This window comes from Paludibacterium sp. B53371 (assembly GCF_018802765.1).
Taxonomy (GTDB): Bacteria; Pseudomonadota; Gammaproteobacteria; order Burkholderiales; family Chromobacteriaceae; genus Paludibacterium.
In genome coordinates this window covers 1,924,750-1,948,237 of record NZ_CP069163.1, presented here as the reverse complement: position 1 = coordinate 1,948,237, position 23,488 = coordinate 1,924,750, and the positions used below count along the sequence as shown (strand labels likewise).

Genomic DNA, 23,488 nt, shown 5'->3' with positions numbered 1-23,488 from the left:
GGTCTGTCATTTTGCCTGTTTATCCTCGCGCTTGTTTGTCGTGGACTATTCCAGAGGGTGAGAAACGCATGAAACGTAATCTGCTTGCTTGTGCAGTACTGGGTGCTCTGAGTGTTGCTACTTCCGTTCAGGCTGCAAATCTGGACGCCCTGATCAAGGCCGCCAAGAAGGAAGGCCAACTGACCACCATCGGCCTGCCGCATGACTGGTGCGGTTATGGCGCCATGCTGGCCGACTTCAGCGCCAAATACGGCATCAAGATCAACGAACTGAACCCGGATGCCGGCTCGGGCGACGAAATCGAAGCCATCAAAGCCAACAAGGGCAATATGGGTCCGCAGGCACCGGACGTCATTGACGTCGGCCTGTCCTTTGGCCCGCAAGCCAAAGAAGCTGGTCTAATCCAGCCCTACAAGGTCTCGACCTGGAACACTATTCCGAACGAAGCCAAGGATGCCGAAGGCTACTGGTATGGCGACTACTACGGTGTGCTGGCTTTCGAGGTCAACACTGATCTGATCAAGCAAGTACCGACTGACTGGAAGGATCTGCAGAAGCCGGCATACAGCAATGCCGTGGCGCTGGCCGGTGATCCGCGCGTGGCCAATCAGGCGATTTCCGGCGTGTATGCCGCTGGTCTGGCTTCTGGCGCCAAGGATCCGGCCAAGGCTGCCGAAGCCGGTCTGAAGTTCTTTGCCCAACTGAACAAGAGCGGCAATTTCGTTCCGGTGATTGGCAAGGCCGCTTCGCTGGCACAAGGCACCACCCCGATCATCATTCGCTGGGACTACAACGCCCTGGCCGATCGCGACACTCTGAAGGGCAACCCGAACGTTCAAGTTGTGGTGCCGAAGAGTGGCGTGCTGGCCGGTGTGTATGTTCAGGCCATCAGCAAGTATGCCCCGCACCCGAACGCCGCCAAGCTGTGGATGGAGTACCTGTACTCTGATGCCGGCCAGATCGGCTGGCTGAAGGGCTATTGCCACCCGATCCGCTTCAATGATCTGGCTGCCAAGAAGAAGGTGCCGGCTGATCTGCTGGCCAAGCTGCCGAACCCGGCGCTGTACAAGAAGGCTGTGTTCCCGAGCCTGAAGGATCAGGAAACCTACAAGGCCACCATCACCAAGCAGTGGGATGGCGTGGTCGGCAGTAACGTCAAGTAATCGCTGTTCAGCCGCAAGCCGCCATGGTTCGCCATGGCGGCCAGGCTGTGCCACCCGGCACGGCATGCAGACCTAGCAAGACACCATGCAAAGAAAACCGATGGCTATTACGGAAACTGTCAAAGAGCCCGCCGTGCTGCACGCCGGCCCGGCTCCGCGGCGTCACGCCGGTCAGGCCCTGACCTGGCTCGGTGTCGCGCCCTTCCTGATTTTTGCCCTGCTGTTCCTGATCCTGCCGACCATGCAGCTGATGATCGGCGCGTTTCAGGATGCCCAGGGACACTTCACCCTGAATAATATTGCCCGGCTGTTTACCGACGACATCCTGGGGGCCTACTGGGTCAGCTTCAAGGTCAGCTTCGTATCCGCCTTCGGCGGGGCGCTGATTGGTTTGTTGCTGGCACTGGCGGCCATCCAGGGTGGGTTGCCGGCCTGGGTACGTCCGACCCTGATGACCTTTTCCGGGGTGGCCTCCAATTTTGCCGGGGTGCCGCTGGCCTTTGCCTTTCTGGCGACGCTGGGGCGAATCGGCCTGCTGACGGCCCTGCTGCGCAGCTACCTCGGCTTTGACCTGTATGGCACCGGCTTCAGCATTCTGAGCTTTACCGGTCTGACGCTGACTTATCTCTACTTCCAGATCCCGCTGATGGTGCTGATCATTGCGCCGGCCATCGACGGCATGAAGGCCGAATGGCGCGAGGCCTGCGAGAGTCTGGGCGGCAGCAGCTGGTATTTCTGGTGGCATGTCGCGCTGCCCATCCTGTTTCCGAGCATTATGGGCTCGGCGCTGCTGTTGTTTGCCAATGCCTTCGGCGCCGTGGCGACGGCCTATGCGCTGACCGGCAGTTCGCTCAACATCGTGCCGATCCTGCTGTTCGCCCAGATTCGCGGCGATGTGCTGCATGACCAGAACCTGGGCTATGCCCTGGCGCTGGGCATGATCGTGGTGACCGGGCTGTCCAATGCGGGCTATATCTGGCTGCGCAGCCGCGCGGAAAGGGGGCAGGCATGAGTCGCCATTCTTCCCGTCTTGGCGCCTGGGTGGCCATGATCATCGGCAGTGCCTATTTCTTGCTGCCGCTGCTGGCAACCTTCCTGTTCAGTCTGAAGATGCGTCGCGATGCCCTGAGTTTCGATGCCTACAAGGTGGTGCTGACCGATCCGCAGTTCCAGGCGACCTTCAGCTACTCCACCATGATGGCGCTGCTGACCATCGTGACCGGCATCGTGCTGGTGGTGCCGACGGCTTACTGGATTCAGCTCAAGCTGCCGAAGCTGCGTGGCTTGATTGAATTCATCACCCTGTTGCCGCTGGTGATTCCCGCCATCGTCATCGTGTTCGGCTATCTCAAGATGTACAACAGCAGTTCCTGGCTGCCGCTGACCGCTCATGAGCGCAGCACGGATTTTCTGCTGATGGCCAGCTACGTCACGTTGTCCTTGCCCTATCTGTACCGATCCATCGATACCGGTCTGCGCGCGGTGGATGTGCGTGGCCTGACCGAAGCGGCGCAGAGTCTGGGTGCCAGCTGGGGCGAAATCCTGCTGCAAGTGATCTTTCCCAACGTCAAGTCGGCCATCCTCTCCGGTGCCTTCCTGACTTTTGCGGTGGTGATTGGTGAGTTCACCATGGCCAGCCTGCTCAACCGGCCGGCTTTTGGTCCTTATCTGCAGTTGATCGGCGCCAATCGGGCCTATGAGCCATCGGCGCTGGCGATCATCGCCTTTCTGGTGACCTGGGCCTCGATGGGGCTGATCCAGGTTTTTGCCCGCAATGGCCGTGCCAGACGCAAAGCGGTCTGAGTGACTGAATATTGATTGGAACAAATATGGCTTTTCTGGATATCAAGCAACTCAACAAAAGCTTTGGCGACCATGCCGTGGTGCATGACATCAATATGTCCATCGAGCGCGGCGAGTTCGTCACCTTCCTCGGCCCGTCCGGCTGCGGCAAGACCACCGTGTTGCGTATGATTGCCGGCTTCGAGAATCCGAATCAGGGGTCGATTCACGTTGCCGGGCAGGAGATTACCCATCAGTCGCCGCAAAAGCGCGGTATCGGTATCGTCTTCCAGAATTACGCGCTGTTTCCCAACCTGAATGTCGAGCAGAACATCGGCTTCGGCCTGAAGGTGCGCAAGTTGCCCGGGCGCGAAATCGCCAGCAAGGTGGCCGAAGTCATGAAGCTGGTCGAGTTGACCGGCAAGGAAGCCCGTTATCCGCACGAGCTGTCGGGTGGCCAGCGCCAGCGCGTGGCCCTGGCGCGTGCGCTGGTGGTGGAACCGAAGATTCTGCTGCTGGACGAGCCGCTGTCTGCGCTGGATGCGCGCATCCGCAAGAATCTGCGCGAGCAGATCCGGGACATTCAGCGCCGCCTGCAGCTGACCACGGTCTTCGTGACGCATGATCAGGAAGAGGCCCTGACCATGTCGGATCGCATCTATGTGATGAATCAGGGCAGGGTAGAGCAGCATGGCTCGGCAGAGGAGATCTACACCCAGCCGGCGACCGAATTCGTTGCGCGCTTCATGGGCAACTACAACCTGCTCAAGGCGGAAGAGACGCATCAGTTGCTCGGCTTGCAGATCGAAGGTCATATGGCCATCCGTCCGGAGTCGATTCACGTTCTGGCGGCCGGCAGTCACGAGTTGGGTATGTTTGAAGGGGTGATTCGCCGCCACCAGTTGCTCGGTGGCGTCATCCGCTATCAGGTGGAGAGTCGTGGCGTGCAGTTGCTGGTGGATCGTCTGAACCGTAATGCTGCCGATCTGATGCCGATCGGCACCTCGGTCCGCCTGCAGATCGATCAGAACGATATGCGCGTGGTGCGCTGAGCGCCGCATTTGCAGCGAAAAAAAGACCGGCCGGCGCATCGCGCCCGCCGGTCTTTTTTATTCCTGAGCCCGTGGATTACTGCCCGACAATGTGATTGAAGCGGACGTCGGCGCTCATCACGCCCAGCAGTTGGCCCTGCGGGTCAAACAGTGGCGTGCCGATGGTGAAGCAGTACTGGTTGGTGTCGACCGAACGGTACAGGTCGGAGACGAACAGGCGACGTTGCCGCACCGGCTCCTGGAACCAGCGACGATCGCTCCAGTTGTTCTTGCGGCCATCCGGGTTGACCTGGCCCGATTCCACGTCAGAGCTGATCTGGCGCCCGCTGACATCGGTGATGCACAGCATTTCGAAGGTGGTCTCGCGCTGGTAGAGTCCGACCAGCTTGCGATCCAGGTCATCCGGGTCCAGGCGGGTCAGCTGCCACTTGGCGATTTCCTCTTCCACCACCTGCCGCATGCGCTTGTGACCGGTAAAGCGGAATTCACCGACTTCCGTCAGCAGAACATCGCACTGTTCGCTGACCTGGGTGGCACGTGAGGCCAGTTCGCGGGCATCGACCAGTTGTTGCTGGGTGCTTTCCACGACTTCGCCGATTTGCGCCGTAATGGCGTGAACTTTCTCGTTCTGCGAGCTGCTGGCTTCAGCGATGACACGTACATGCTCAATCAGGGTGTTGATGTCGCGCGAGGCGGCCTCAATCGAGGCGCCGGCGGCCTGCGAGACGGTGATGCCGGTGTGTACCTGCTGCGACATGGCCACCATGGTTTCGCTGGAGGTGCTGACCTGTTCCTGAATGGTGGCCAGCAACTCCTCGACATTCTGGGTGGCCGACATGGTCTGGTCAGCCAGCTTGCGGACTTCGTCCGCCACCACGGCAAAGCCGCGGCCCTGTTCGCCGGCGCGGGCGGCCTCGATGGCCGCATTGAGCGACAAGAGACGGGTGCGGTCGGCGATGTTCTTGATGAGTTCCACCACTTCGCTGATCGACGCCGAGCTGTCTTTCAGCAGCGCCATCTGCTGCTCCAGTGCGCTGGTGCTGTCGCCGATCGCCTGAATCTGCTTGCGGCTCAACAGGTCATTGCTGTTGGCGCTTTCGGCCGCTTCGGCCACCTGGCGGGAAAATGCCGAGGCCTCGCTGGCGCTGGTGGTGATCGAGTCGACGGTCTCGGCCAGAATGCGGCTGGCGGTGGAAATGTTCTCCGCATTGCTTTGCTGGGCACGCGAGCGTTCTTCCAGCAGGCGGGAGAGCTTGGCCAGCTCCGGTGCCTGTTGCGACAGGCGGATGGCGGTGCCGGCGATTTTGATCAATGCGCCGTGGAAGCGATTGATCAGACCTTTGATCAGTTGGGCAATCCAGCCAAGACTGCCACGATCATCGAGCGTGACCGTCAGGTCGACGCCGTCACGGGTGGCTTCCGACAGCGGTTTGAGAAACTGGGTCAGTTTACGCGCTGAGACAAACATGTACTTCGCTCCCGGCCGTTCTTGCGCGGCCTGAAAATAATTTTCTGTGCCTGTGGGTACTGTGCTGGCCGGGAAAAAAGGGCCCGGACCGATCAAGTAGGCGCAAGAGTGCATACTCAGATGCCATATTGTCAACCGGGGCAATGCCTGGCGGTGTGCCACTGAGTGCGCGGTACTTGCCGACGTCGACCGGAAGGGGGTGGCGCTGAGATGTGCTCTAACAGTAAAACTTGATATTGGTGGAATATTGCACAGGCGAAGGGAAATGACAGTATTAAACCGGCAAAGGTTTGGTCTGGATCAACCGGCAGCCCCCCATTTGGGGCAGATTGGCGACAAAAGTGTCGGTTTCTTGCCCCCGTCACACCCGGGAGAGGTGGTGCACGGGAGTCCGGGCGGTGCCGGACTCCCGTGAGGGGCATGATCAGCCCAGGCAGGGGCTCATCGCTTGCTTTTCGCGGTCACTCAGCACGGCTTCGGCGGCGCCGGACAGCTCGGAGGCACTGTAGGCCAGTTGCTGGCTGGCCTTGATGACGCGCTGGATGCGATCCAGCTGCTGTTTCAGCGTGCCGGTATCCAGATGGCCCTCAGTAATGGCGCGAATCATGGTGGCATTCTGCTCGGTGATGTCTTCCAGCTTGATGCCGAGTTGATAGCGCAGTCGCAGCAGTTCCATGACCGGCTTGGGAATGCGGCGGTCCTGCTCGTAGCGCGAACCACCCGACTGCGTCACGCCGACGGCGGACCAGAATTCCTGCTGGTTCAGGTCAAGGCGGCGACGCATTTCACGCGGATCGAAATTGACTTCTTTGCTAAGCATGATCAATACCTCTATATATAATTTAAACAGAAATAACAAAAAGTTTAATTGCAGCCGAGCCGAATCCCGTGGCGGTCTGCCCGCAATTTTTCAGAACGGGGAATCGTCAAGCCCGTGCCGTGGCAATCTGGCGATGGGCAAGTGCGTTTGTCATGGCGCTGTCACATTGAGGCAGCGCTTGCACAAAAGTTCAGTGTCATCGACAAGGAACATGTCATGGCGATCTGAGTGTTTTCATTCGCCTCTGACGGATTAATCTGTCCCGGTTCACGCTACTTACATGAGGGATTGTACATAGGGCATGAGAAAAGGGAATGCAACGACAAGTAGTTTAAGATAAGTCTTACTTTATTAAATGAATCATGGACTTCTCATATTTACCTGCCCCAGCAAACCGCCCCTGATGGTTGCTTGTTTGAGGTCAAATATGTCTTTTGAATTTATTGCTTGAAATGGGTTGAGGTGAGACGATAAAACCCTGAATTTCGGAATTTTCACCAGTATCTTATGGATGATTGCCTGCTATTGGCATGATGTCCGGGTGGCGGGTGATGCCTGGTTTGCAGGGCAGGTATCGATGCTCAACAAAGAACGAAATGACACACATGCCCCACAACAACCGTGCCGTTTTGACTCGCGTGCGGCGCATCATCGGTCAGGCGCAGGCTCTGGAGGCCGCGCTGCTGCAGCAGACCGACTGTCATCTTGTGCTACAGCAACTGGCGGCAGTCCGCGGCGCCGTCAATGGCCTGATGGCAGAAGTGCTGGATGGCTATATGCGCACCCATCTGATGGATGGGGGAAGTACGGAGGAAAAGCGCGAGCAGGACATGGCGCAGGTGTCCCGTGTGCTGCACGCTTATCTGAAATGACGGCGCTTGCTGCTGCGGCTCAGTAAACGACAAAGCCATTGCTGCGGCAAAAACTCAGCAGGCGAATGCCGGCTTTGCGGGCAATGTCGATGGCCAGAGACGTGGGGGCCGAGATGGTGGCAATCAGCGGGATATTGCGTCGCGCCGCCTTGCGCACCAGTTCGTAACTGGCGCGGCTGGTGAGAAAGACCAGGCCGCTGTCGGGGGCGATCTGCTCGCGCGCCATCCAGCCCAGCAGTTTGTCCAGCGCATTGTGACGACCGACATCCTCGAAGACCCGGATGATTTTTCCTGTGCGCGAGCACCAGGCTGCGCCATGTGCGCAGCCAGTGGCCTGCATCAGCGGCTGATGCGTCGGCAGCGCGGCGAGGATCTGGCCGATCATGGCTTCGCTGACCTCGGGGGCCGGGGTGTCGACCCGGATGACTTCCGGTTCCAGATCCAGTAATTCGATGCTTTCAATCCCGCAGACACCACAGCCGGTGCGTCCCGCCAGCGCGCGCCGCTGGGCCTTCAGCGCCATGAAGTCTGCGCTGGCCAGTTCCATTTGCACTTCGGCGCTTTGTGCGTGATGGATGACTTCCATGTCACGGATGGCGCTGGCCTCGGCAATGATGCCTTCCGACAGGGCGAAACCCAGGGCAAAACAGTCGAGATCGGCCGGTGTGGCCATCATCACGGCGTGGGAGATGCCGTTGAAGACCAGGGCGACCGGGCATTCTTCTGCCACGCTGTCCGTGACGATCTGCACTGCGCCATGGCGGTGGCGCTGAACGGTGACGCGGCCATGGCCGGACCGGGTCGGGGTCTCTTGCGGCATGAATGATCTTTCCGTGAAGGGCTGTCCGGCAGTGTACGGAGATGCCGGATGACTCACAAGCCTGTCTCAGCCGCCAGTCTGCGACATGAAGCGCATGATCTTCTGCGGTGCAGCGACAAAATCATGGCTGTGCGGCTTGAGTTCCACCGCCTGGCGGATGGCGGCTTCCAGGCCGGCATCATCGATGCCGGCGCGCAGCAGCGGGCGCAATTCGAAGCGTTCTTCCTGCCCCAGGCACAGATAGAGCGTACCGTCCACCGACAGGCGAACCCGATTGCAGGTGGCGCAGAAGTGCTGCGAAATCGGCGTGATGAAACCAATGCGGCCACGACCGTCGGCGGTTTCCCAATAACGTGCCGGCCCGCCGCCGAGCTCGGCCGACGAGGGCGTGAGCCCGAAACGTTCGACCAGGACCGGGCGCACCTCGTCCAGCGACAGATAGGCGGTGTTGCGTCCGCTGTCGCCGACCGGCATGGCTTCGATCAGGCGCAGGATGAAGCCGTGTTCCAGGCAGAAGGCGGCCATGCGGGTGATTTCATGTTCATTGACGCCGCGCATGGCGACCATATTCAGTTTGATCGGCGTCAGTCCGGCGGCCTTGCCGGCCATGATGCCGGCCATCACGGCGTCCAGACTGTCGCGACCGGAGACCTCGCGCACACAGGCGCGATCCAGCGAATCCAGGCTGACATTGATGCGTGCCAGGCCGGCGGCCTTGAGTGCCGTGGCATGTTTGGCCAGCTGGGTGGCATTGGTCGACAGCGAGAGATCGTGCACGCCGGGCAGGGCAGACAGTTGCCCGACCAGCTGCACCAGATTGCGACGCAGCAGCGGTTCGCCGCCGGTCAGTCGGATGCGGCCTGCGCCCATGCGGGCAAAGGCGGCGACGACACGGGTGATTTCCTCAAAGCTCAGCCAGTTCTCCGGTTCGCTGTAGCCGTCAAAGGCGTGCGGCCGGCAATAGCTGCAGCGCAGATCGCAGCGATCAGTCAGCGACAGGCGCAGGTAATCGATCCGGCGGCCAAAACGATCCTGCAAAGGGGCAATATCACGCATCATGAGCTTCTTGCTGAATCTGTAAAACGCCCCCGGCGCGGCCGGGGGCGGCTTGCGGCTAGTTCAGGGCCGCCTGGCGCATGTCGGCCTTCATCTTGCTGTAGGTCTCATGCACATGCTGCTCGGCCCATGCCTGGTCGGCAATGGCTTCGACCTTGACGGCGCTGTATTTGTACTCCGGCGTCTTCGAGATCGGGTCCAGATGCTCGGCGGTCAGTTCGTTGCAGGCACCGATCCACCACTGATAGGTCATGTAGACCGCCCCCGCATTGACACGCGGGTTCAGGTTGGCTCGGGTGATGACCTTGCCGCGGCGCGAGGAAACCCAGACCAGAGACTGATCCTGGATGCCGTAGGTCTTGGCATCGTCCGGGTGGATCTGGACAAAGCCCGGTTCGTCGGCCAGGGTTTGCAGCGCGGCGCAGTTACCGGTCATCGAGCGGCAAGAGTAGTGCCCCACTTCACGCACCGTGCACAGGCCGAGCGGATAGTCGGCATCGACCTTTTCCAGCGGCGCACGCCATTCGGCGGCAAACAGCAGCGCTTTGCCGCTCGGGGTGTCGAACTTGTTGCCTTCGTACAGCCACGGTGTGCCGGGGTGGTCCTCCGTCGGGCAGGGCCATTGCACATAGCCCAGATCCGCCATCTTCTCGTAGGTGGCGCCGGTGTACAGATGGCACAGGCCGCGCAACTCGTCCCAGATTTCCCGGGCATTGTTGTAGTGCATCGGATAGCCCATGGCGGTGGCCATCAGGCTGTGGATCTCCCAGTCGTCCTTGACGTCGCCCGGGGCGTCCACGGCCTTGTAGCAGCGCTGGAAGCCGCGGTCGGCACTGGAGAAGACGTTCTCATGCTCGCCCCACGAGGTGGCCGGCAAAATGACATCGGCCATCATGGCGGTCTTGGTCATGAAGATGTCCTGAACGATGATCAGGTCCAGCTTGGCAAAGGCCTTGCGCATCACGCCCAGGTCCGGCTCGGTCTGCAGCGGATCTTCGCCGAAGATGTAGTAGGCCTTGAGCTTGCCTTCCTCGATCAGGTGCGGCACCTCGGTCAGACTGTAGCCCTTCTCGGCCGGCAGGCTCGGCACCCCCCATGCCTTGGCGAAACGCTCGCGTGCCTCGGCATCGGTCACGCTGTAATAGCCGGGCAGGGTGTTGGGCAGGGCCCCCATGTCACAGGCGCCCTGGACATTGTTCTGACCGCGGACCGGGCCGACGCCGACATTCGGGCGGGCCAGGTTGCCAGTGATGGTGGCCAGGCTGGACAGCCCCTTGACCACGTCGACGGCCTGACCCCACTGGGTCACGCCCATGCCCCACAGGATGGTGGCGGTGGCCGACCTGGCATACATGCGCATGGCCTTGCGCACCAGCTCCGGTTCCAGGCCGGTGATCTCGGCGGTGTACTCCGGGGTGTACTTGGCGACCATCGCCTTGTATTCCTCGAAGCCTTCGGCGTAATGCTCGACGAAATGCTGGTTGTACAGGCCTTCCTGGATCAGCACATTGGCGAAGGCGTTGACCAGCGCCATGTTGGAGCCGTTTTTCAGTGGCAGGTACAGGTCGGCGATACGAGCGGTTTCAATGAAACGCGGATCGCAGACAATGATCTTGGCGCCTTTTTCCTTGGCTTTGAGGATGCGGCGCGCCACGATCGGGTGCGAATCGGCGGCGTTGTAGCCAAAGACCAGGATGCAGTCGGTATCTTCGATTTCGCAGATCGAATTACTCATGGCGCCATTGCCCAGCGTGACCATCAGGCCGGCGACCGACGGGCCGTGGCAGACGCGGGCACAGCAGTCGATGTTGTTGGTGCCGATGACGGCCCGGGCGAACTTTTGCGCGACATAGTTCGATTCGTTGCCGGTGCCACGCGACGAGCCGGTCATCATGATGGCGTCAGGGCCGTATTGTTCCTTGATGGACTTCAGGCGCGAGCTGGCAAACTGGATGGCCTCGTCCCAGGAGACGGCTTCGAACTGGCCGCCACGCTGGCGGCGAATCATCGGTTGCTTCAGACGCGGGGTCAGCAGCTTGGTGTCGTTGAGGAAGTCCCAGCCGTAATAGCCCTTCAGGCACAGTTCACCTTCGTTGGTCACGCCATTGGCGGCTTCGGCGCCGACCACCTTGCCGTTATCGACCAGCAGGTTCAGCTTGCAGCCCGAGCCGCAGTACGGACAAACGGTAATTACCTTCTTCATGTTGCGATTCCTTCAGCGGAAAAGTGAGAGCGGTCAGAACGGCAGTGGCGGCACATCCAGTGCTGCCTGTTCGCGGCGTTTCTTCATGGCGGCTTCCAGCCGGGCCTGGTCAACCAGATGCAGGCACTTGGTCGGACAGGACGGAATACAGGCCGGGCCACCCGGGTGATCGATACACAGGTCGCACTTGAGCGCCAGCGCCTTGCTGGCCTGGCTCTTCAGGACACTCTTGCCGGGTGCCGGGACCGTGGTGACATCCATCGCGCCGTAGGGGCAGGCCACCATGCAGCTCTTGCAGCCGACGCAGCGTTCCTGCAGTACCTGAATGCTGTCTTCGCGCCGGACAATGGCGCCGCTCGGACAGGCTTTGGCACAGGGGGCATCGTCACACTGGCGGCACAGCACCGGGGTACTGACCCGCGCGCTCTTGATGACCTTCAACCTGGGTCTGAAATTGGCCGGGGACAGCATTTCCGTGCCCTCACCGACCGGGTGCGCCATGGCGCACGCCACCTCGCAGGTTCGGCAACCAATGCAATTCTGGGGTTCAGCAATGATGAACCGGTTCATGTTTCCGCCTCCTTTGGGCTCCGGACTTGATGCAAAACAATCGGGCTAGTGCGATGGCAATTTGCGATTGCCCGGGACTGTCAGTTGCATATGTTGTGCCAGGTTCGATTATGCCGCTGTCACCGGGGGCGGCGATTTGCGCCAGCGCAAGGCCGATTCGGGTTGCGACGGGCTTAGCACATTGATTTGCCGGGGGTTTGTACGCAGGGGCTGCGGGTTGAAATTCTTGGGTTGCCAGCCTGACGGGGCGCAGGGTTTGTCGACGCCGGGTGTCGAAACCGTCAGTGCCGTGTGCCGGATCGTCAAAAGTGTCGAAGTGTCGACAGTACACCGCGTGTGCGCGGCACTGCGCGCAGATATTCGAAGATGTTAATATAAGCAGATCTAGGAGGATTTATGCATGAGCTGATGCTGGCGGAAAGCGTGGTGCGGATCGTTGAGCAAACCGCCAGTCGGGCCGGCGCCAGCAAGGTGACGCGGGTGCGTCTGGCGCTGGGTGCGCTGGCACATGTCGATGCCGATGCCTTGCTGTATTGCTGTCAGCTGGTTGCGCGCGACGGGCCGGCGGCCGGCGCCGAATATGAGGTGGAGCGTCCTCCGGCCGAAGCCTGGTGCGCGAATTGCTTGCAACTGGTGTCACCGGTCGCGCTGGCGGCACCCTGCCCACAGTGCGGCGGCTTCCAGCTGGACATCCGGGCCGGTGAAGAAATGCAGGTTTTGGAGATTGCCGTCGCCTGACAACGGAAGGCGACATCAGGAAGGATCTTGTCATGTGTACCACCTGCGGCTGCAGTCACGGCCATATCATGATCAACGGCAAGGCCGCGCGCGGCCATGCCCACCCGCCAGGCAAGCCGGGGACGAGCAGCGGCGGTTATCGCCAGGTGGCGCCGCTGGATGCCGCGCATGCGCCGGGCATGGATCAGGCGCGAACCCTCAAGATCGAGCAGGACATTCTGGCCGACAATGACGCCCGCGCTGCGCATATCCGTGCGCAATTGCAACGCAAGGGCATCTTTGCCCTCAACCTGGTTTCCAGCCCCGGCTCGGGCAAGACCAGCCTGCTGGTGGAAACCATCCGCCGCTGGCAGCAGCAAAGCCCGGTGGCGGTGATCGAAGGCGATCAGCAGACCGCCAACGATGCCGAGCGCATTCGCGCCACCGGTGCGCCGGCAGTGCAGATCAATACCGGCAAGGGGTGTCATCTGGATGCCCGCATGGTGGATCAGGCCCTGCTGCAGCTGGATCGGGAGGGGGCCCTGGCACCGCGCAGCCTGTTGCTGATCGAGAACGTCGGCAATCTGGTGTGTCCGGCCGCCTTCGATCTGGGCGAGGCGCACAAGGTCGCCATTCTGTCGGTCACCGAGGGTGAGGACAAACCGCTCAAATACCCGGATATGTTCCGTGCCGCCGATCTGATGATTCTGAGCAAGATCGACCTGCTGCCCTATGTCGATTTCAAGGTGGAGGCGGCCATCGAGATGGCTCGTCAGGTCCGTCCGGGTTTGCCGGTGATCTGTCTGTCCACTCGCAGTGGTGAAGGCTGGCAAGCCTGGCTCGACTGGTTGCGCCAGGGGCTGGATCAGGCCGGGCAATGAGTCCGCTGCGACAGCGCCTGGTGGTGCGTGGCGTGGTGCAGGGCGTGGGTTTCCGCCCTTTCGTGTTTCGGCTAGCCCACGAACTCGGCCTGTCCGGCTGGGTGCGCAATGACACCGAGGGGGTGACCCTCGAAGCGCAGGGCAGCCCGGCCTCCCTGGCCGAGCTGGCCGTGCGCCTGCAGCGTGACAAACCGCCCATGGCCCGAATCGACAAGATTGCCGTGAATGCACTGCCGCTGCAGGATGAGCGCGATTTCGTCATCCGCCTCAATCATGGCGACAGTCCGGCGCGCATGGCGCAGATCGGGCCGGACAGCACGGTCTGCCCGGCCTGCCTGGCCGAGCTGTTTGATCCTGATAATCGTCGCTATCGCTATCCCTTCATCAACTGTACCGATTGCGGTCCGCGTTACACCCTGGTGCGGCATTTGCCCTATGAACGCGCCGGTACCAGCATGGCGGCTTTCCCGCTTTGTGCCCGCTGTCAGCAAGAATATGAAGACCCGCTGCACCGGCGCTTTCACGCCGAACCCAATGCCTGCCCTGACTGTGGGCCAAACCTGAGGCTGCTGGACCCGCAGGGCCAGCCTCTGGCGGGCGATCCGCTGGCTACCACCCTGGCTTGGCTGCAGCAGGGCAAGATCGTGGCCATCAAGGGCCTGGGTGGTTTTCATCTGGCCTGCGATGCCCGCCAGCCCGATGCCGTCGCCCGGCTGCGGTTGCGCAAGCAGCGCGAAGAAAAGCCGCTGGCGCTGATGGTGGCCAATACGGCCTCTCTGGATGCCTGGGTGGACTGGCAGCCCGGTGATCAGGCGCTGCTCGAACAGTCTGCCCGCCCCATCGTGTTGCTGCGCAAGCGCACTGCGGCCGATCTGGCCTTGCCGGGCATCGCCCCCGGGCTGGCCTGGCTGGGGGCGATGCTGCCGTATACCCCACTGCATTATCTGTTGTTTCACGAGGCGGCCGGCCGTCCCGACGGCACCGACTGGTTGTCGCAAGCCCAGCCGCTGACGCTGGTGATGACCAGTGCCAATGCCCATGGCGAGCCGCTGGTCATCGACAATCAGGCGGCGCTGACGCAACTGGCCGGGCTGGCCGATGCCGTGTTGCTGCACGACCGTGACATCGTCACGCGCTGTGACGACAGCGTGCTGCGCCAACAGCAGGGCCAGTCACAATTCCTGCGCCGCGCCCGGGGCTATACCCCGCTGGGTATCCCGCTGGCCCGGGTTGGTCCGGCGGTGCTGGCCATGGGGGGCTTTTACAAAAATGCGCTGTGCCTGACGCGTCAGGATCAGGCCTTTCTGTCGCAGCATATCGGCGACCTGGATCGGGTGGCGGTCTGTCTGGCCCAGGAGGCAGCCGTCGGGCACCTGCTGCATCTGCTGCAGATTACGCCGCAGGCGGTCGCGCATGATCTGCACCCGGACCTGCACGGCAGCCGGCTCGGGCAGCAACTGGCCCAGCAGTGGCAGGTGCCGGCGGTGGCGGTGCAGCATCACCATGCGCACATCGCTGCTGTGCTGGCTGAACACGGGGTCGACCGGCCGGTGCTCGGGCTGGCGCTGGATGGTGTCGGCCTGGGCAGTGACGGCCAAGCCTGGGGTGGCGAGCTGCTCAAGGTCGACGGTGCCGCGTTTGAACGTTTGGGCCACTTGCGACCGATTGCCTTGCCGGGGGGCGACCGGGCGGCGCGCGAGCCCTGGCGCATGGCCGCCGCCGCGCTGGCCATGCTCGGGCGTGGCGACGAGATTGCCACGCGCTTTGCCGGTCAGACCGGCGCGTCACAACTGGCGCAATGGCTGGCGCGACCGGGGCTGCAGACCACCAGCATGGGGCGCTGGTTCGATGCGGCAGCCGGCCTCTTGGGCGTCCAGCCGGTGATGCGCTTCGAGGGACAGGCGGCGATGCTGCTGGAGGGCCTGGCCGAACGTCATGGGCCGGTGACAGCGCCCGGTGCCCTGTATGTGCTGGATGACCATCTCGATCTGCTGCCGCTGCTGGCGAGACTGGCCGATGAGCCGGATGCCGGGCAGGGCGCCGCCCTGTTTCATACCGTGCTGGTGGATGCGCTGGCAGATTGGGTGGCACTGCATGCCGAACGGCAGGGGCTGCACCTGGTGGCCTGTGGCGGTGGCTGCATGCTCAATGCGCTGCTGAGCCGTGGTCTGCAGCATGCCCTGAAAGCGCGCGGCATCCGCATGCTGAGCGCCGGCGCCGTGCCGCCGGGCGACGGCGGACTGGCGCTCGGGCAGGCCTGGGTGGCCCGCCATCAACTGGATCAAACCATTCGGGTGTACTGACACCCGTTGAACGCAAGGAATACAAGCATGTGTCTGGCCATACCGGCGCGCGTGATCGAACTCATGGACGATGATCAGGCGCGTATTGAACTGGGCGGTGTGCACAAGGTGATCTCGGTCGCCCTGATTGATCAGGTGGCGGTTGGCGATTATCTGATCGTGCATGTCGGCTACGCCATCGGCAAACTCGACCCGGCCGAGGCGGCACAGACCCTGTCGCTGCTGGCCTCCATGGGGCAGGATGCCGATCCGGCCAACCCTGCTGCCTATCGCTGAGTCTGCCATGAAATATATCGACGAATTTCGCGATGGTGAGCTGGCGCAACGCCTGGCCCGCACGATCGCGGCCGAAGTGCGGCCGGGGCGCAGTTACCGGCTGATGGAGTTCTGCGGCGGCCATACCCATGCCATTTCGCGCTACGGTCTGCAGGACCTGCTGCCGCCGCAGGTCCGCATGATCCATGGCCCGGGCTGTCCGGTGTGTGTGTTGCCGATCGGGCGCATCGACAGCGCCATCGAGCTGGCAGTGCAGCACCAGGTGATCCTGTGTACCTATGCCGATACCCTGCGGGTGCCTGCCTCGGGCGGTATGTCGCTGTACAAGGCCCGCGCCCGGGGGGCGGATGTGCGCATGGTCTACAGCTGCGATGACGCGCTGGCGCTGGCCGAGCAGCATCCGGATCGTCAGGTGGTGTTCTTCGCCATCGGCTTTGAAACCACCACGCCACCGACCGCGGCGGTGATTCGCAAGGCGGCCGCACGCGGTGTGCAGAATTTCAGCGTGTTCTGTAACCACGTGCTGACCCCGGCCGCCATGGTGCATATCATGCAGGCACAGACCGAACCGGATGCCGTGGCGCTGGACGGGTTTGTCGGCCCGGCGCATGTCAGCACCGTGATCGGCTATGGCGCCTATCAGGCCTTTGCCGAGCGCTATCACAAGCCGGTCGTGATTGCCGGGTTCGAGCCGCTGGATGTCATGCAGGCTATTCTGATGCTGGTGCGACAGCTCAACGAGGGGCGGGCACAGATTGAAAACCAGTTCACCCGCGCGGTGAGCCGCGAGGGCAATCTCAAGGCGCAGGGCATGGTGGCCGAGGTCTTCACCCTGCGCGATGCCTTCGACTGGCGCGGCCTGGGTGAGGTGCCGGCCAGTGCCTTGCGTATCCGCGACGAGCTGGCCGCCTTCGACGCCGAACGGCGCTTCGGTATCGGCGATCGTCAGGTGCCGGATCACAAGGCCTGTGAATGTGCCGCCATTCTGCGCGGTCAGAAGCGACCGCAGGACTGCAAGGTTTTCGGTACGGTCTGCACACCGGATCACCCCATCGGGGCCTGCATGGTGTCCTCGGAGGGGGCCTGTGCCGCCCATTACACTTACGGCCGTTTCCGCACGGCCACGCAGCCGGATCTCTCATGAGCTATACCCGACCTCTGGATCTCAAACATGGCCGCATCGATCTGACCCACGGCAGTGGCGGTCGCGCCATGGCGCAATTGATTCAGCAGATTTTCCTGCGCCATTTCGATAACCCGTGGCTGGCGGCACAGAACGATGGTGCCTGTCTGCCACTGCCGGCTGACGGCGGGCGTCTGGTGATGGCGACCGACAGCCATGTGGTGTCGCCCTTGTTCTTTCCGGGCGGCGACATCGGCTGTCTGTCCGTACACGGCACCGTCAACGATGTGGCCATGAATGGCGCCCGGCCGCTGTATCTCGCCGCCAGTTTCATTCTGGAGGAGGGCTTTGCGCTGGCCGACCTGGTGCGCATCGTCGAATCCATGGCCGCGGCGGCACAGGCCGCCGGGGTGCCGGTGGTGACCGGGGATACCAAGGTGGTGGAGGAAGGCAAGGGCGATGGCGTATTCATCACCACCACCGGTGTCGGTGTGGTGCCTCCGGGGATCGAGCTGTCCGGGGATCGCTGTCGCCCGGGAGACAAGATCCTGGTTTCCGGGCCGATCGGCGACCATGGTGTGGCCATCATGTCGCTGCGCGAGGGCTTGCGTTTCGACACCACCATTCAGTCGGATACCGCGGCCCTGCATCATCTGGTTGCGGCCATGCTGGAGGCGGTACCGGGCCTGCGCGCGCTGCGTGATCCGACGCGCGGCGGCCTGGCCGCCGTGCTCAACGAGTTTGCCAGCCAGTCCGGTGTCGGCATGCTGATTCACGAGCGTGCCCTGCCGGTGCGCGAGCAGGTCAGTGCCGCCTGCGAGCTGCTGGGGCTGGACCCGCTGTATGTGGCCAATGAAGGCAAGCTGGTGGCGATCTGTCCGCCGGAAGATGCCGAGCGTCTGCTGCGTGTCATGCGGGCGCGTCCGGAAGGGCGCGAGGCGGCGATCATCGGCGAGGTGCTGGCCGATGATCATCATTTCGTGCAGATGGAAACCGCTTTTGGCGGTCGGCGCATGGTGGACTGGATCAACGGCGAGCAGCTGCCGCGTATCTGCTGAGGACGGGGCGCGGGTTTTAGCTGTCTGTCATGAATGTTGGGCAAAGATTTGCTATGCTTTTCCGTCCATCCATCCGGAGAAGCCAGTAATGAGCCAGATTTCCATGACCGACAATGCCCGCATCATGGCCGAGGCCCGGGCCGCCCTGAGCGGCCGCTGGAAAATGGCGGTCGGCGCGACAGCCATCCTGCTGGGGATCGAACTGGGCCTGAGCCTGTTGGTTTACCTTGGCTTGCCGCCATACTCTGACAGCTTCGTCGACCTGTTGATCAAGGGGCCGCTGGAGCTGGGGTTTGCCTTGTTTTACCTGCAGTTGCTGCGTGGCGGCGAGCTGCGCTTCAGTCAGCTGTTCAGCGGCTTCGAGCGCTACCTGACCGGTCTGGCCGCCTATTTGCTGATGGTGTTGTTCATCCTGCTGTGGGCGCTGTTGCTGATCATCCCGGGCGTCATCGCCGCCTTGTCCTACTCGATGACGTTCTATCTGCTGGTCGATGAGCCGCAACTGAGTGCACGCGAGGCGCTGCGCAAGAGCAAGATCATGATGATCGGCAACAAGTGGAAGTTCTTCTGTCTGGGCTGCCGCTTCATCGGCTGGTTCCTGCTGGGCCTGCTGACGCTGGGCATCGGCCTGCTGTGGGTGATCCCGTATCTGTCCACCAGCCTGGTGCGCTTCTATCAGGATATTCGCGATGTGCCGCCGGCAGTCGGCAGCGCCGACCCCGATCCCGGTCTGTCCTACGGTTTTGACGATCAGTAAACGCTGCCTGGTATGACATAGATACCGCCTGCACGACGTGCCAGCTCGGCGCGATCCTGCAGGCGGTATTGTTGTCCCTGTTTGATCAGCCAGCCCTTGCTGCAGAATGCCTGCAGGCTGCGGTGCAGATGACGGAAACTGACGCCCAGGCAGTCGGCAATCTGGCTCAGATTGCCGCTGAACCACCAGTCCTCACCCTGCTGGCGGGCGGTGGCCAGGAGGTAGCTGGCCAGACGATCCTCCAGCGGGTGCAGCATATTGAGGGCGCTGTTCTGGATCACCCGTCCCAGCTTGCGTCCCAGAGAGCGGCTGAGCGATTGCAAAAAAACGCTGTCACCAATCAGCGCTCGTCTGACGTAGTCCATGCTCAGACTCAGGCACAGACAATCATCCAGTGCTTCGATGCGCGAACTGGCGGGCCGGTCCGGCTCGAAAATTTCCATATCACCAAATAATTGCAGAGGCTGGTAGAAGCACAGCAGCAGCTCGCGGCCATTGGCCATGGGCAGCACCACCTTGGCGCGTCCCGCCACAAAGAACTGCAGATACCGCACCGGCTGGCCCTGCGCCAGCAGGCACTCGCCAGCCTGGAAAGCTTGCAGCTGCAGCGCCGGCAGATGGATCTCGCCCAGCATGCGCTGCAGCTGGTGCTGTCGGTAATAGTGTTCGATGCGCGGATCCATGCGGCTGCCCTCGAAGAAAATACCATTGTGACATTTGTCATAACGACTGCCAATTCAAACCACCTAAGCTCGGTGGCAAGGAGGCAGGATGATGACTGTGTGGGCATTTCTCTGTGGCGCGCTGACGGCGCTGATGATTCATCTCAATGGTCAGATGGCGGCGGCACTGGGCAATCAGCCGGCCAGTGTCCTGATTCACTTGTCGGGCCTGTTGTGGGTGCTGCTGTTGCTGGTGCAGCGCCGCTGGTCGCTGTGGCGACCGGGCATTCCGTTCTGGTGGTATGGCGGCGGGGTGGTCGGCATGCTGATCGTGGTGCTGGCCAATGCCGGTTTCCTGCGCCTGGGCGTCACCCTGACCGCGGCGCTGGGCCTGTTCGGTCAGACGGCTTCGGCCATGCTGGTTGATCACTTTGGCTGGCTGGGGGTGCGCCGGGTGCGTTTTGATGCCCGCAAATGGCCCTGTCTGGCCCTGATTGTCGTCGGCATTGTGGCCATGGCGCATTGAATGGAAAGGAGGGCAATCATGTGGATGGCGATGATGCTGGCTTTGCTGGCCGGTGTGGCGCGAACCCTGTCGCGTCTGTTGAACGCACGGCTGGCCGGACAGATCGGCGTGCTGCCGGGGACGCTGGTCAATTATCTGGGAGGGCTGGCTGCCGCCGTGCTGGCCTGTCTGTCTTGTGGCGTCTCCTTGCCCTGGCCATCCCTTGCCTGGGTCACTGTACCAGGCTGGGCCTGGCTGGGTGGTGCGGTGGGGGTGGGTTTCGTGGTGTTGTGCAATCGGGTGACACCGCATGTCTCGGCCTTTGCCATGACCCTGTTGATGTTTGCGGGGCAGATGAGTGCCGGTCTGCTGCTGGATGCCTGGCTGCACGCAGGGCTGTCCGGCTGGCGGGTACTGGGGGCCGTCTTGGCAGGACTGGGTCTGCTGGGCACTTTGTGGGTGGATCGTCATCCACGTGCGGCAAGACCCTGCGTGGCGAGTGCGCCCAGCCGTGAAACCGCCTGATCCAGGCCGTCGCTCCAGGGGTTGCCGGCATTGAGTCGCAGGCAGTCGCCATACAGTCCGCGGGCGCTGAACACCATGCCCGGTACCAGGCTGATCGCTCGCTGGCGCGCGGCGCGATACAGCGCCATGCCGTCGCCTGCGTCCGGCAGTTGCACCCAGAGCGCGTAGCCGCCGTCGGGCTGACTGACGGCGGTGCCGGGCGGGAAATGGCGCAACACCGACTGGCGCAGCTGGTCGACCTGCCGGGCCAGTTGCGGTTGCAGCCGGCGCAGGTGACGGCGGTATTCACCGCGATGCAGGAAATCGGCCAGTGCCAGCTGCAGCGGGGCATTGACAGCCAGCATGCCGGCCAGATGCAGGCTGCGCAGCGCATCATGGTGTCTGCCGGGGGCGCACCAGCCGATGCGATAGCCGGGCGCCAGGGTCTTGGAGAAGGAACCGCACCAGATTACCTGGCCGGTGCTGTCCCAGGCCTTGATCGGCAGGGGGCGCGGACCGCCATGGCTGCATTCCCCGAACACATCGTCTTCGATCACGGTGACCTGGTAGCGCTGTGCCAGTGCCGCGATGCGCTGCTTGTCCTCGCTGGACAGGCTGAAGCCGAGCGGGTTGTGGTGGCTGGCACTGAGCAGGGCGACCCGGGTCTGGCCGCCGGCCAGGCAGGCCTCCAGCCGGTCCAGATCCATGCCGTGCTGGCTGCAGGGTATTTCCAGTGCCTGACGCCCCAGGCTGGCGAGTAGCTGCAGTTGACCGCTGTAGCAGGGGGAGGGGACGGCAATACTATCCCCGGGCTGGCTGACGGCCAGCAGCGCCAGATGAAGTGCCGGCATGCAGCCCTGCGTGATCAGCAGATCTTCCGGATGCAGTGCCAGCCCGTCCGCGGCGAAATGCTGGCACAGTGCCTGGCGCAAGATGGCTTCGCCACCGGGGGCGCCATAGCTGGCCGCTGCCTGCGGCGCACGCCGCGCCGAACGCTGCAGGCTTTGCTGCAGGCTGGCGAGCGGCAGCAGCGAGGGGGCCAGCATGACCGTACCCAGCGGGGTGTGGCCGGGGTGTTGGGCACCCTGGCGGATTTCGGCGATCAGGCCGGCATGGTCGACCGGATGGGCGAGCGGATCGAAGTCCTTAAAGCGCGGCGCTGCACTGGCTTGCCGTCGGGCACGCACATAGAAACCGGACTTGGGCGCGGCCTGGATCTCTCCCTGTGCCTCCAGCCATTCGTAGCTGCGAATGGCCGTGGTCAGGCTGACGCCATGCTGTCGGGCCAGCTGCCGGATCGACGGCAGACGCTGACCGGGCGGCAGCCTGCCCTGATGAATGTCGTGGCGCAGGCTGAGGGCCAGTTGCTGATATTTGGCGTTCATCTGTACTCTTTTTTATCTGTCATTCTGTATCTGTATCCTGCCGGGTCTTCAGCATAAGCTTTTGGCATCAATCACGAAAGGACAATGCGATGGAACAGGCTCAGGCGGATCAGGCTTTTTTCGATCTTCAACCGCAGCTGCTGGCATGGAGCAGGGAGTGGTTGCAGCAATTGGGGCAGCGCCCGGTGGCTCGGCCGGATGATCCTTCGCCGCCGGAGCTGGCGCTGCCCGGGCAGGGGCTGGGGCTGGCGGGCGTCTGGCAGGCATTTTGTCAGGACCTGGCGCCCGGCTTCAATGCCTCGCCCGGTCCGCGTTATCTCGGCTTCGTCACCGGTGGCGTGACCCCGGCGGCGCTGGCGGGCGACTGGCTGACGGCGGTGATCGATCAGAACGTCGCCTCTGCCGGCAACTCGATCGCCACCGGGGTGGAACTACAGGTGCTGGACTGGCTGCGGCAGTTGCTGGATCTGCCCGAAGGGCTGGTCGGCAGCCTGACCACCGGGGCCACGGCGGCCAATCTGCTGGCCATGGTCTGCGCCCGCCAGCATGCCGGCTGGCGTCAGGGGCGCGACATTGCGCGAGACGGCATCGGGCCGGCGGCGATCCGGGTATTCAGTGCCACCCCGCATGCCAGCAGTCTTAAGGTGCTTGGTCTGGTCGGGCTGGGGCGCGAGCAGATCGCTGCCGTGCCTTGTCTGCCGGACAGCGAAGCGATGGATGTCGCGGCGCTGGCCGCCATGCTGGCCGCCAGCCCGGAACCGGGCAAAATTGTCATTGCCAGTGCCGGTACGGTCACCGGTACTGACTTTGATGACTTGACGGCCATTGCGGCCCTGTGCCGCCAGCATCAGGCCTGGTTGCATGTTGATGGTGCCTTCGGGCTGTTTTCGCGCCTGGATCCTTCGCGGCATGGCTGGACCGCGGGCATCGAGCTGGCCGACTCCATCACCTGCGACGGCCACAAATGGCTCAATGTGCCTTACGACTGCGGTATTTTCTTCACGCCCCACGCGGATCTGCTGCAGCAGTGCTGCTCGGTCGCCGCCCCCTATCTGGAAATGCATGACAGCCTGCCGGCCCTGATGGATCGTGGCATCGAGCAATCGCGCCGCTTCCGTGCGCTGCCGCTGTGGTTCAGTCTGCTGGCCTATGGGCGCGATGGCATGCGGCATATCGTCGAGGAGAATTGCCGCCAGGCGAGCGCTCTCGCTGAATGGCTGCAGGCTTCGCCGGATTATGAGCTGCTCAAGCCGCCACGCTTGAATGTGGTGATCTTCCGGCCGCGCCACGCTGAGGCGATGGCGGTGCTGACACGCCTGAATGCCGCGGGCGAGGTGTTCATGACACCGGGGGTGTGGCAGGGACAGAAAGGCATTCGGGCGGCTTTCAGCAACTGGCGTACCGAGGCATCCGATGTGGTGCGGGTGTGTCAGGCCCTGGCCAGGGCAAGTCAGGCTTGACGCCGTTCTGATAGAAATGCAGTATGAAAATGTCATTGATTATAAATGCGG

General features: G+C 62.5%; 23 protein-coding genes. 15 read left to right on the top strand and 8 right to left on the bottom strand.

What is annotated here, in order from left to right; translation table 11 throughout:
• Positions 1-68: 68 nt before the first annotated feature.
• The 4 genes from JNO51_RS09335 to JNO51_RS09320 all read left to right on the top strand — a co-directional run bounded on the left by JNO51_RS09335 (position 69) and on the right by JNO51_RS09320 (position 3,997).
• Positions 69-1,163, top strand: a complete 1,095-nt coding sequence (locus JNO51_RS09335; RefSeq protein ID WP_215776367.1) for an ABC transporter substrate-binding protein — start codon at positions 69-71, stop codon at positions 1,161-1,163.
• A gap of 100 nt (positions 1,164-1,263) precedes the next feature.
• Positions 1,264-2,175 (top strand): ABC transporter permease subunit, encoded by a 912-nt coding sequence (locus tag JNO51_RS09330; protein WP_215776365.1) that lies wholly within the window; start codon positions 1,264-1,266, stop codon positions 2,173-2,175.
• Positions 2,172-2,966 carry an ABC transporter permease gene (locus JNO51_RS09325; RefSeq protein ID WP_215776363.1) on the top strand — a complete coding sequence of 265 codons (795 nt, stop codon included), beginning with the start codon at positions 2,172-2,174 and terminating at the stop codon, positions 2,964-2,966. The genes JNO51_RS09330 and JNO51_RS09325 overlap by 4 nt, the downstream gene beginning before the upstream one ends.
• 26 nt (positions 2,967-2,992) lie before the next feature.
• On the top strand, positions 2,993-3,997 hold the full coding sequence (locus tag JNO51_RS09320) for an ABC transporter ATP-binding protein (protein WP_215776361.1): 1,005 nt from the start codon (positions 2,993-2,995) through the stop codon (positions 3,995-3,997).
• A 76-nt stretch (positions 3,998-4,073) separates the two neighbouring features.
• Here the strand turns inward: JNO51_RS09320 and JNO51_RS09315 are convergent, their stop codons facing one another.
• Both JNO51_RS09315 and JNO51_RS17375 read right to left on the bottom strand, forming a co-directional pair.
• The gene (locus JNO51_RS09315) at positions 4,074-5,465 is read right to left on the bottom strand and encodes a methyl-accepting chemotaxis protein (RefSeq protein WP_215776359.1); all 1,392 of its coding nucleotides are present in this window, start codon (positions 5,463-5,465) and stop codon (positions 4,074-4,076) included.
• Positions 5,466-5,889: 424 nt separating this feature from the next.
• Positions 5,890-6,285: a DNA-binding transcriptional regulator gene (locus tag JNO51_RS17375; RefSeq protein ID WP_252346041.1), complete on the bottom strand. Its 396-nt coding sequence runs from the start codon at positions 6,283-6,285 to the stop codon at positions 5,890-5,892.
• 605 nt (positions 6,286-6,890) lie between these two features.
• Here JNO51_RS17375 and JNO51_RS09305 point away from each other — a divergent pair.
• Complete coding sequence (locus tag JNO51_RS09305) at positions 6,891-7,157, top strand: metal/formaldehyde-sensitive transcriptional repressor (RefSeq protein ID WP_252346040.1); 267 nt, start codon at positions 6,891-6,893, stop codon at positions 7,155-7,157.
• Positions 7,158-7,176: 19 nt separating this feature from the next.
• On the opposite strand, the gene fdhD is transcribed toward JNO51_RS09305, so the two are convergent.
• The 4 genes from fdhD to JNO51_RS09285 all read right to left on the bottom strand — a co-directional run bounded on the left by fdhD (position 7,177) and on the right by JNO51_RS09285 (position 11,806).
• Positions 7,177-7,977, bottom strand: a complete 801-nt coding sequence (fdhD, locus tag JNO51_RS09300; protein WP_215776356.1) for a formate dehydrogenase accessory sulfurtransferase FdhD — start codon at positions 7,975-7,977, stop codon at positions 7,177-7,179.
• A 66-nt stretch (positions 7,978-8,043) separates the two neighbouring features.
• A complete protein-coding gene (gene moaA / locus JNO51_RS09295; RefSeq protein WP_215782690.1) occupies positions 8,044-9,033 on the bottom strand; it encodes a GTP 3',8-cyclase MoaA in 990 nt (329 codons plus the stop codon).
• A 58-nt stretch (positions 9,034-9,091) separates the two neighbouring features.
• Complete coding sequence (gene fdhF, locus JNO51_RS09290) at positions 9,092-11,236, bottom strand: formate dehydrogenase subunit alpha (RefSeq protein WP_215776355.1); 2,145 nt, start codon at positions 11,234-11,236, stop codon at positions 9,092-9,094.
• Between the two features lie 33 nt (positions 11,237-11,269).
• On the bottom strand, positions 11,270-11,806 hold the full coding sequence (locus JNO51_RS09285; protein ID WP_215776354.1) for a 4Fe-4S dicluster domain-containing protein: 537 nt from the start codon (positions 11,804-11,806) through the stop codon (positions 11,270-11,272).
• Positions 11,807-12,202: 396 nt separating this feature from the next.
• On the opposite strand from JNO51_RS09285, the gene hypA reads away from it, so the two are divergent.
• From hypA to JNO51_RS09250, 7 genes are all read left to right on the top strand, one after another.
• A complete protein-coding gene (gene hypA / locus JNO51_RS09280; RefSeq protein ID WP_215776353.1) occupies positions 12,203-12,544 on the top strand; it encodes a hydrogenase maturation nickel metallochaperone HypA in 342 nt (113 codons plus the stop codon).
• 32 nt (positions 12,545-12,576) lie between these two features.
• The gene (gene hypB / locus JNO51_RS09275) at positions 12,577-13,404 is read left to right on the top strand and encodes a hydrogenase nickel incorporation protein HypB (protein ID WP_215776352.1); all 828 of its coding nucleotides are present in this window, start codon (positions 12,577-12,579) and stop codon (positions 13,402-13,404) included.
• Positions 13,401-15,707: a carbamoyltransferase HypF gene (gene hypF / locus JNO51_RS09270; RefSeq protein ID WP_215776351.1), complete on the top strand. Its 2,307-nt coding sequence runs from the start codon at positions 13,401-13,403 to the stop codon at positions 15,705-15,707. Before hypB ends, hypF begins: the two co-directional genes overlap by 4 nt.
• 27 nt (positions 15,708-15,734) lie before the next feature.
• Complete coding sequence (locus JNO51_RS09265) at positions 15,735-15,983, top strand: HypC/HybG/HupF family hydrogenase formation chaperone (protein WP_215776349.1); 249 nt, start codon at positions 15,735-15,737, stop codon at positions 15,981-15,983.
• Positions 15,984-15,990: 7 nt separating this feature from the next.
• Complete coding sequence (gene hypD / locus JNO51_RS09260; protein ID WP_215776346.1) at positions 15,991-17,127, top strand: hydrogenase formation protein HypD; 1,137 nt, start codon at positions 15,991-15,993, stop codon at positions 17,125-17,127.
• Positions 17,124-18,164, top strand: coding sequence for a hydrogenase expression/formation protein HypE (gene hypE / locus JNO51_RS09255; RefSeq protein ID WP_215776344.1), 1,041 nt, complete (start codon positions 17,124-17,126; stop codon positions 18,162-18,164). The genes hypD and hypE overlap by 4 nt, the downstream gene beginning before the upstream one ends.
• Before the next feature lie 88 nt (positions 18,165-18,252).
• The gene (locus tag JNO51_RS09250) at positions 18,253-18,921 is read left to right on the top strand and encodes a DUF975 family protein (protein ID WP_215776342.1); all 669 of its coding nucleotides are present in this window, start codon (positions 18,253-18,255) and stop codon (positions 18,919-18,921) included.
• On the opposite strand, the gene JNO51_RS09245 is transcribed toward JNO51_RS09250, so the two are convergent.
• Complete coding sequence (locus JNO51_RS09245; protein WP_215776339.1) at positions 18,915-19,604, bottom strand: cyclic nucleotide-binding domain-containing protein; 690 nt, start codon at positions 19,602-19,604, stop codon at positions 18,915-18,917. The genes JNO51_RS09250 and JNO51_RS09245 overlap by 7 nt on opposite strands.
• A gap of 88 nt (positions 19,605-19,692) precedes the next feature.
• Here JNO51_RS09245 and JNO51_RS09240 point away from each other — a divergent pair, with 88 nt between their 5' ends.
• Together JNO51_RS09240 and JNO51_RS09235 are read left to right on the top strand one after the other, a co-directional pair.
• A complete protein-coding gene (locus tag JNO51_RS09240) occupies positions 19,693-20,109 on the top strand; it encodes a DMT family transporter (RefSeq protein WP_215776336.1) in 417 nt (138 codons plus the stop codon).
• An 18-nt stretch (positions 20,110-20,127) separates the two neighbouring features.
• Positions 20,128-20,613, top strand: a complete 486-nt coding sequence (locus JNO51_RS09235) for a DMT family transporter (protein WP_215776334.1) — start codon at positions 20,128-20,130, stop codon at positions 20,611-20,613.
• Here JNO51_RS09235 and JNO51_RS09230 read toward each other — a convergent pair.
• The gene (locus tag JNO51_RS09230) at positions 20,556-21,977 is read right to left on the bottom strand and encodes a PLP-dependent aminotransferase family protein (protein ID WP_215776331.1); all 1,422 of its coding nucleotides are present in this window, start codon (positions 21,975-21,977) and stop codon (positions 20,556-20,558) included. The two genes, JNO51_RS09235 and JNO51_RS09230, sit on opposite strands and share 58 nt — an antisense overlap.
• 89 nt (positions 21,978-22,066) lie before the next feature.
• On the opposite strand from JNO51_RS09230, the gene JNO51_RS09225 reads away from it, so the two are divergent.
• Positions 22,067-23,437 (top strand): pyridoxal-dependent decarboxylase, encoded by a 1,371-nt coding sequence (locus tag JNO51_RS09225; RefSeq protein ID WP_215776329.1) that lies wholly within the window; start codon positions 22,067-22,069, stop codon positions 23,435-23,437.
• The last annotated feature ends 51 nt before the right edge of the window (positions 23,438-23,488 follow it).

Bases quoted from the DNA above. Each gene is read 5' to 3' on its own strand.
- hypE (WP_215776344.1), top strand. From the start codon at position 17,124: ATGAGCTATACCCGACCTCTGGATCTCAAACATGGCCGCATCGATCTG.
- hypD (WP_215776346.1), top strand. From the start codon at position 15,991: ATGAAATATATCGACGAATTTCGCGATGGTGAGCTGGCGCAACGCCTG.
- JNO51_RS09315 (WP_215776359.1), bottom strand. From the start codon at position 5,465: ATGTTTGTCTCAGCGCGTAAACTGACCCAGTTTCTCAAACCGCTGTCG.
- moaA (WP_215782690.1), bottom strand. From the start codon at position 9,033: ATGCGTGATATTGCCCCTTTGCAGGATCGTTTTGGCCGCCGGATCGAT.
- JNO51_RS09245 (WP_215776339.1), bottom strand. From the start codon at position 19,604: ATGGATCCGCGCATCGAACACTATTACCGACAGCACCAGCTGCAGCGC.
- JNO51_RS09320 (WP_215776361.1), top strand. From the start codon at position 2,993: ATGGCTTTTCTGGATATCAAGCAACTCAACAAAAGCTTTGGCGACCAT.
- JNO51_RS09265 (WP_215776349.1), top strand. From the start codon at position 15,735: ATGTGTCTGGCCATACCGGCGCGCGTGATCGAACTCATGGACGATGAT.
- fdhF (WP_215776355.1), bottom strand. From the start codon at position 11,236: ATGAAGAAGGTAATTACCGTTTGTCCGTACTGCGGCTCGGGCTGCAAG.
- JNO51_RS09335 (WP_215776367.1), top strand. From the start codon at position 69: ATGAAACGTAATCTGCTTGCTTGTGCAGTACTGGGTGCTCTGAGTGTT.
- JNO51_RS09330 (WP_215776365.1), top strand. From the start codon at position 1,264: ATGGCTATTACGGAAACTGTCAAAGAGCCCGCCGTGCTGCACGCCGGC.
- hypA (WP_215776353.1), top strand. From the start codon at position 12,203: ATGCATGAGCTGATGCTGGCGGAAAGCGTGGTGCGGATCGTTGAGCAA.
- JNO51_RS09240 (WP_215776336.1), top strand. From the start codon at position 19,693: ATGATGACTGTGTGGGCATTTCTCTGTGGCGCGCTGACGGCGCTGATG.
- JNO51_RS09325 (WP_215776363.1), top strand. From the start codon at position 2,172: ATGAGTCGCCATTCTTCCCGTCTTGGCGCCTGGGTGGCCATGATCATC.
- fdhD (WP_215776356.1), bottom strand. From the start codon at position 7,977: ATGCCGCAAGAGACCCCGACCCGGTCCGGCCATGGCCGCGTCACCGTT.
- hypF (WP_215776351.1), top strand. From the start codon at position 13,401: ATGAGTCCGCTGCGACAGCGCCTGGTGGTGCGTGGCGTGGTGCAGGGC.
- JNO51_RS17375 (WP_252346041.1), bottom strand. From the start codon at position 6,285: ATGCTTAGCAAAGAAGTCAATTTCGATCCGCGTGAAATGCGTCGCCGC.
- JNO51_RS09225 (WP_215776329.1), top strand. From the start codon at position 22,067: ATGGAACAGGCTCAGGCGGATCAGGCTTTTTTCGATCTTCAACCGCAG.
- JNO51_RS09250 (WP_215776342.1), top strand. From the start codon at position 18,253: ATGAGCCAGATTTCCATGACCGACAATGCCCGCATCATGGCCGAGGCC.
- JNO51_RS09235 (WP_215776334.1), top strand. From the start codon at position 20,128: ATGTGGATGGCGATGATGCTGGCTTTGCTGGCCGGTGTGGCGCGAACC.
- JNO51_RS09305 (WP_252346040.1), top strand. From the start codon at position 6,891: ATGCCCCACAACAACCGTGCCGTTTTGACTCGCGTGCGGCGCATCATC.
- JNO51_RS09285 (WP_215776354.1), bottom strand. From the start codon at position 11,806: ATGAACCGGTTCATCATTGCTGAACCCCAGAATTGCATTGGTTGCCGA.
- hypB (WP_215776352.1), top strand. From the start codon at position 12,577: ATGTGTACCACCTGCGGCTGCAGTCACGGCCATATCATGATCAACGGC.
- JNO51_RS09230 (WP_215776331.1), bottom strand. From the start codon at position 21,977: ATGAACGCCAAATATCAGCAACTGGCCCTCAGCCTGCGCCACGACATT.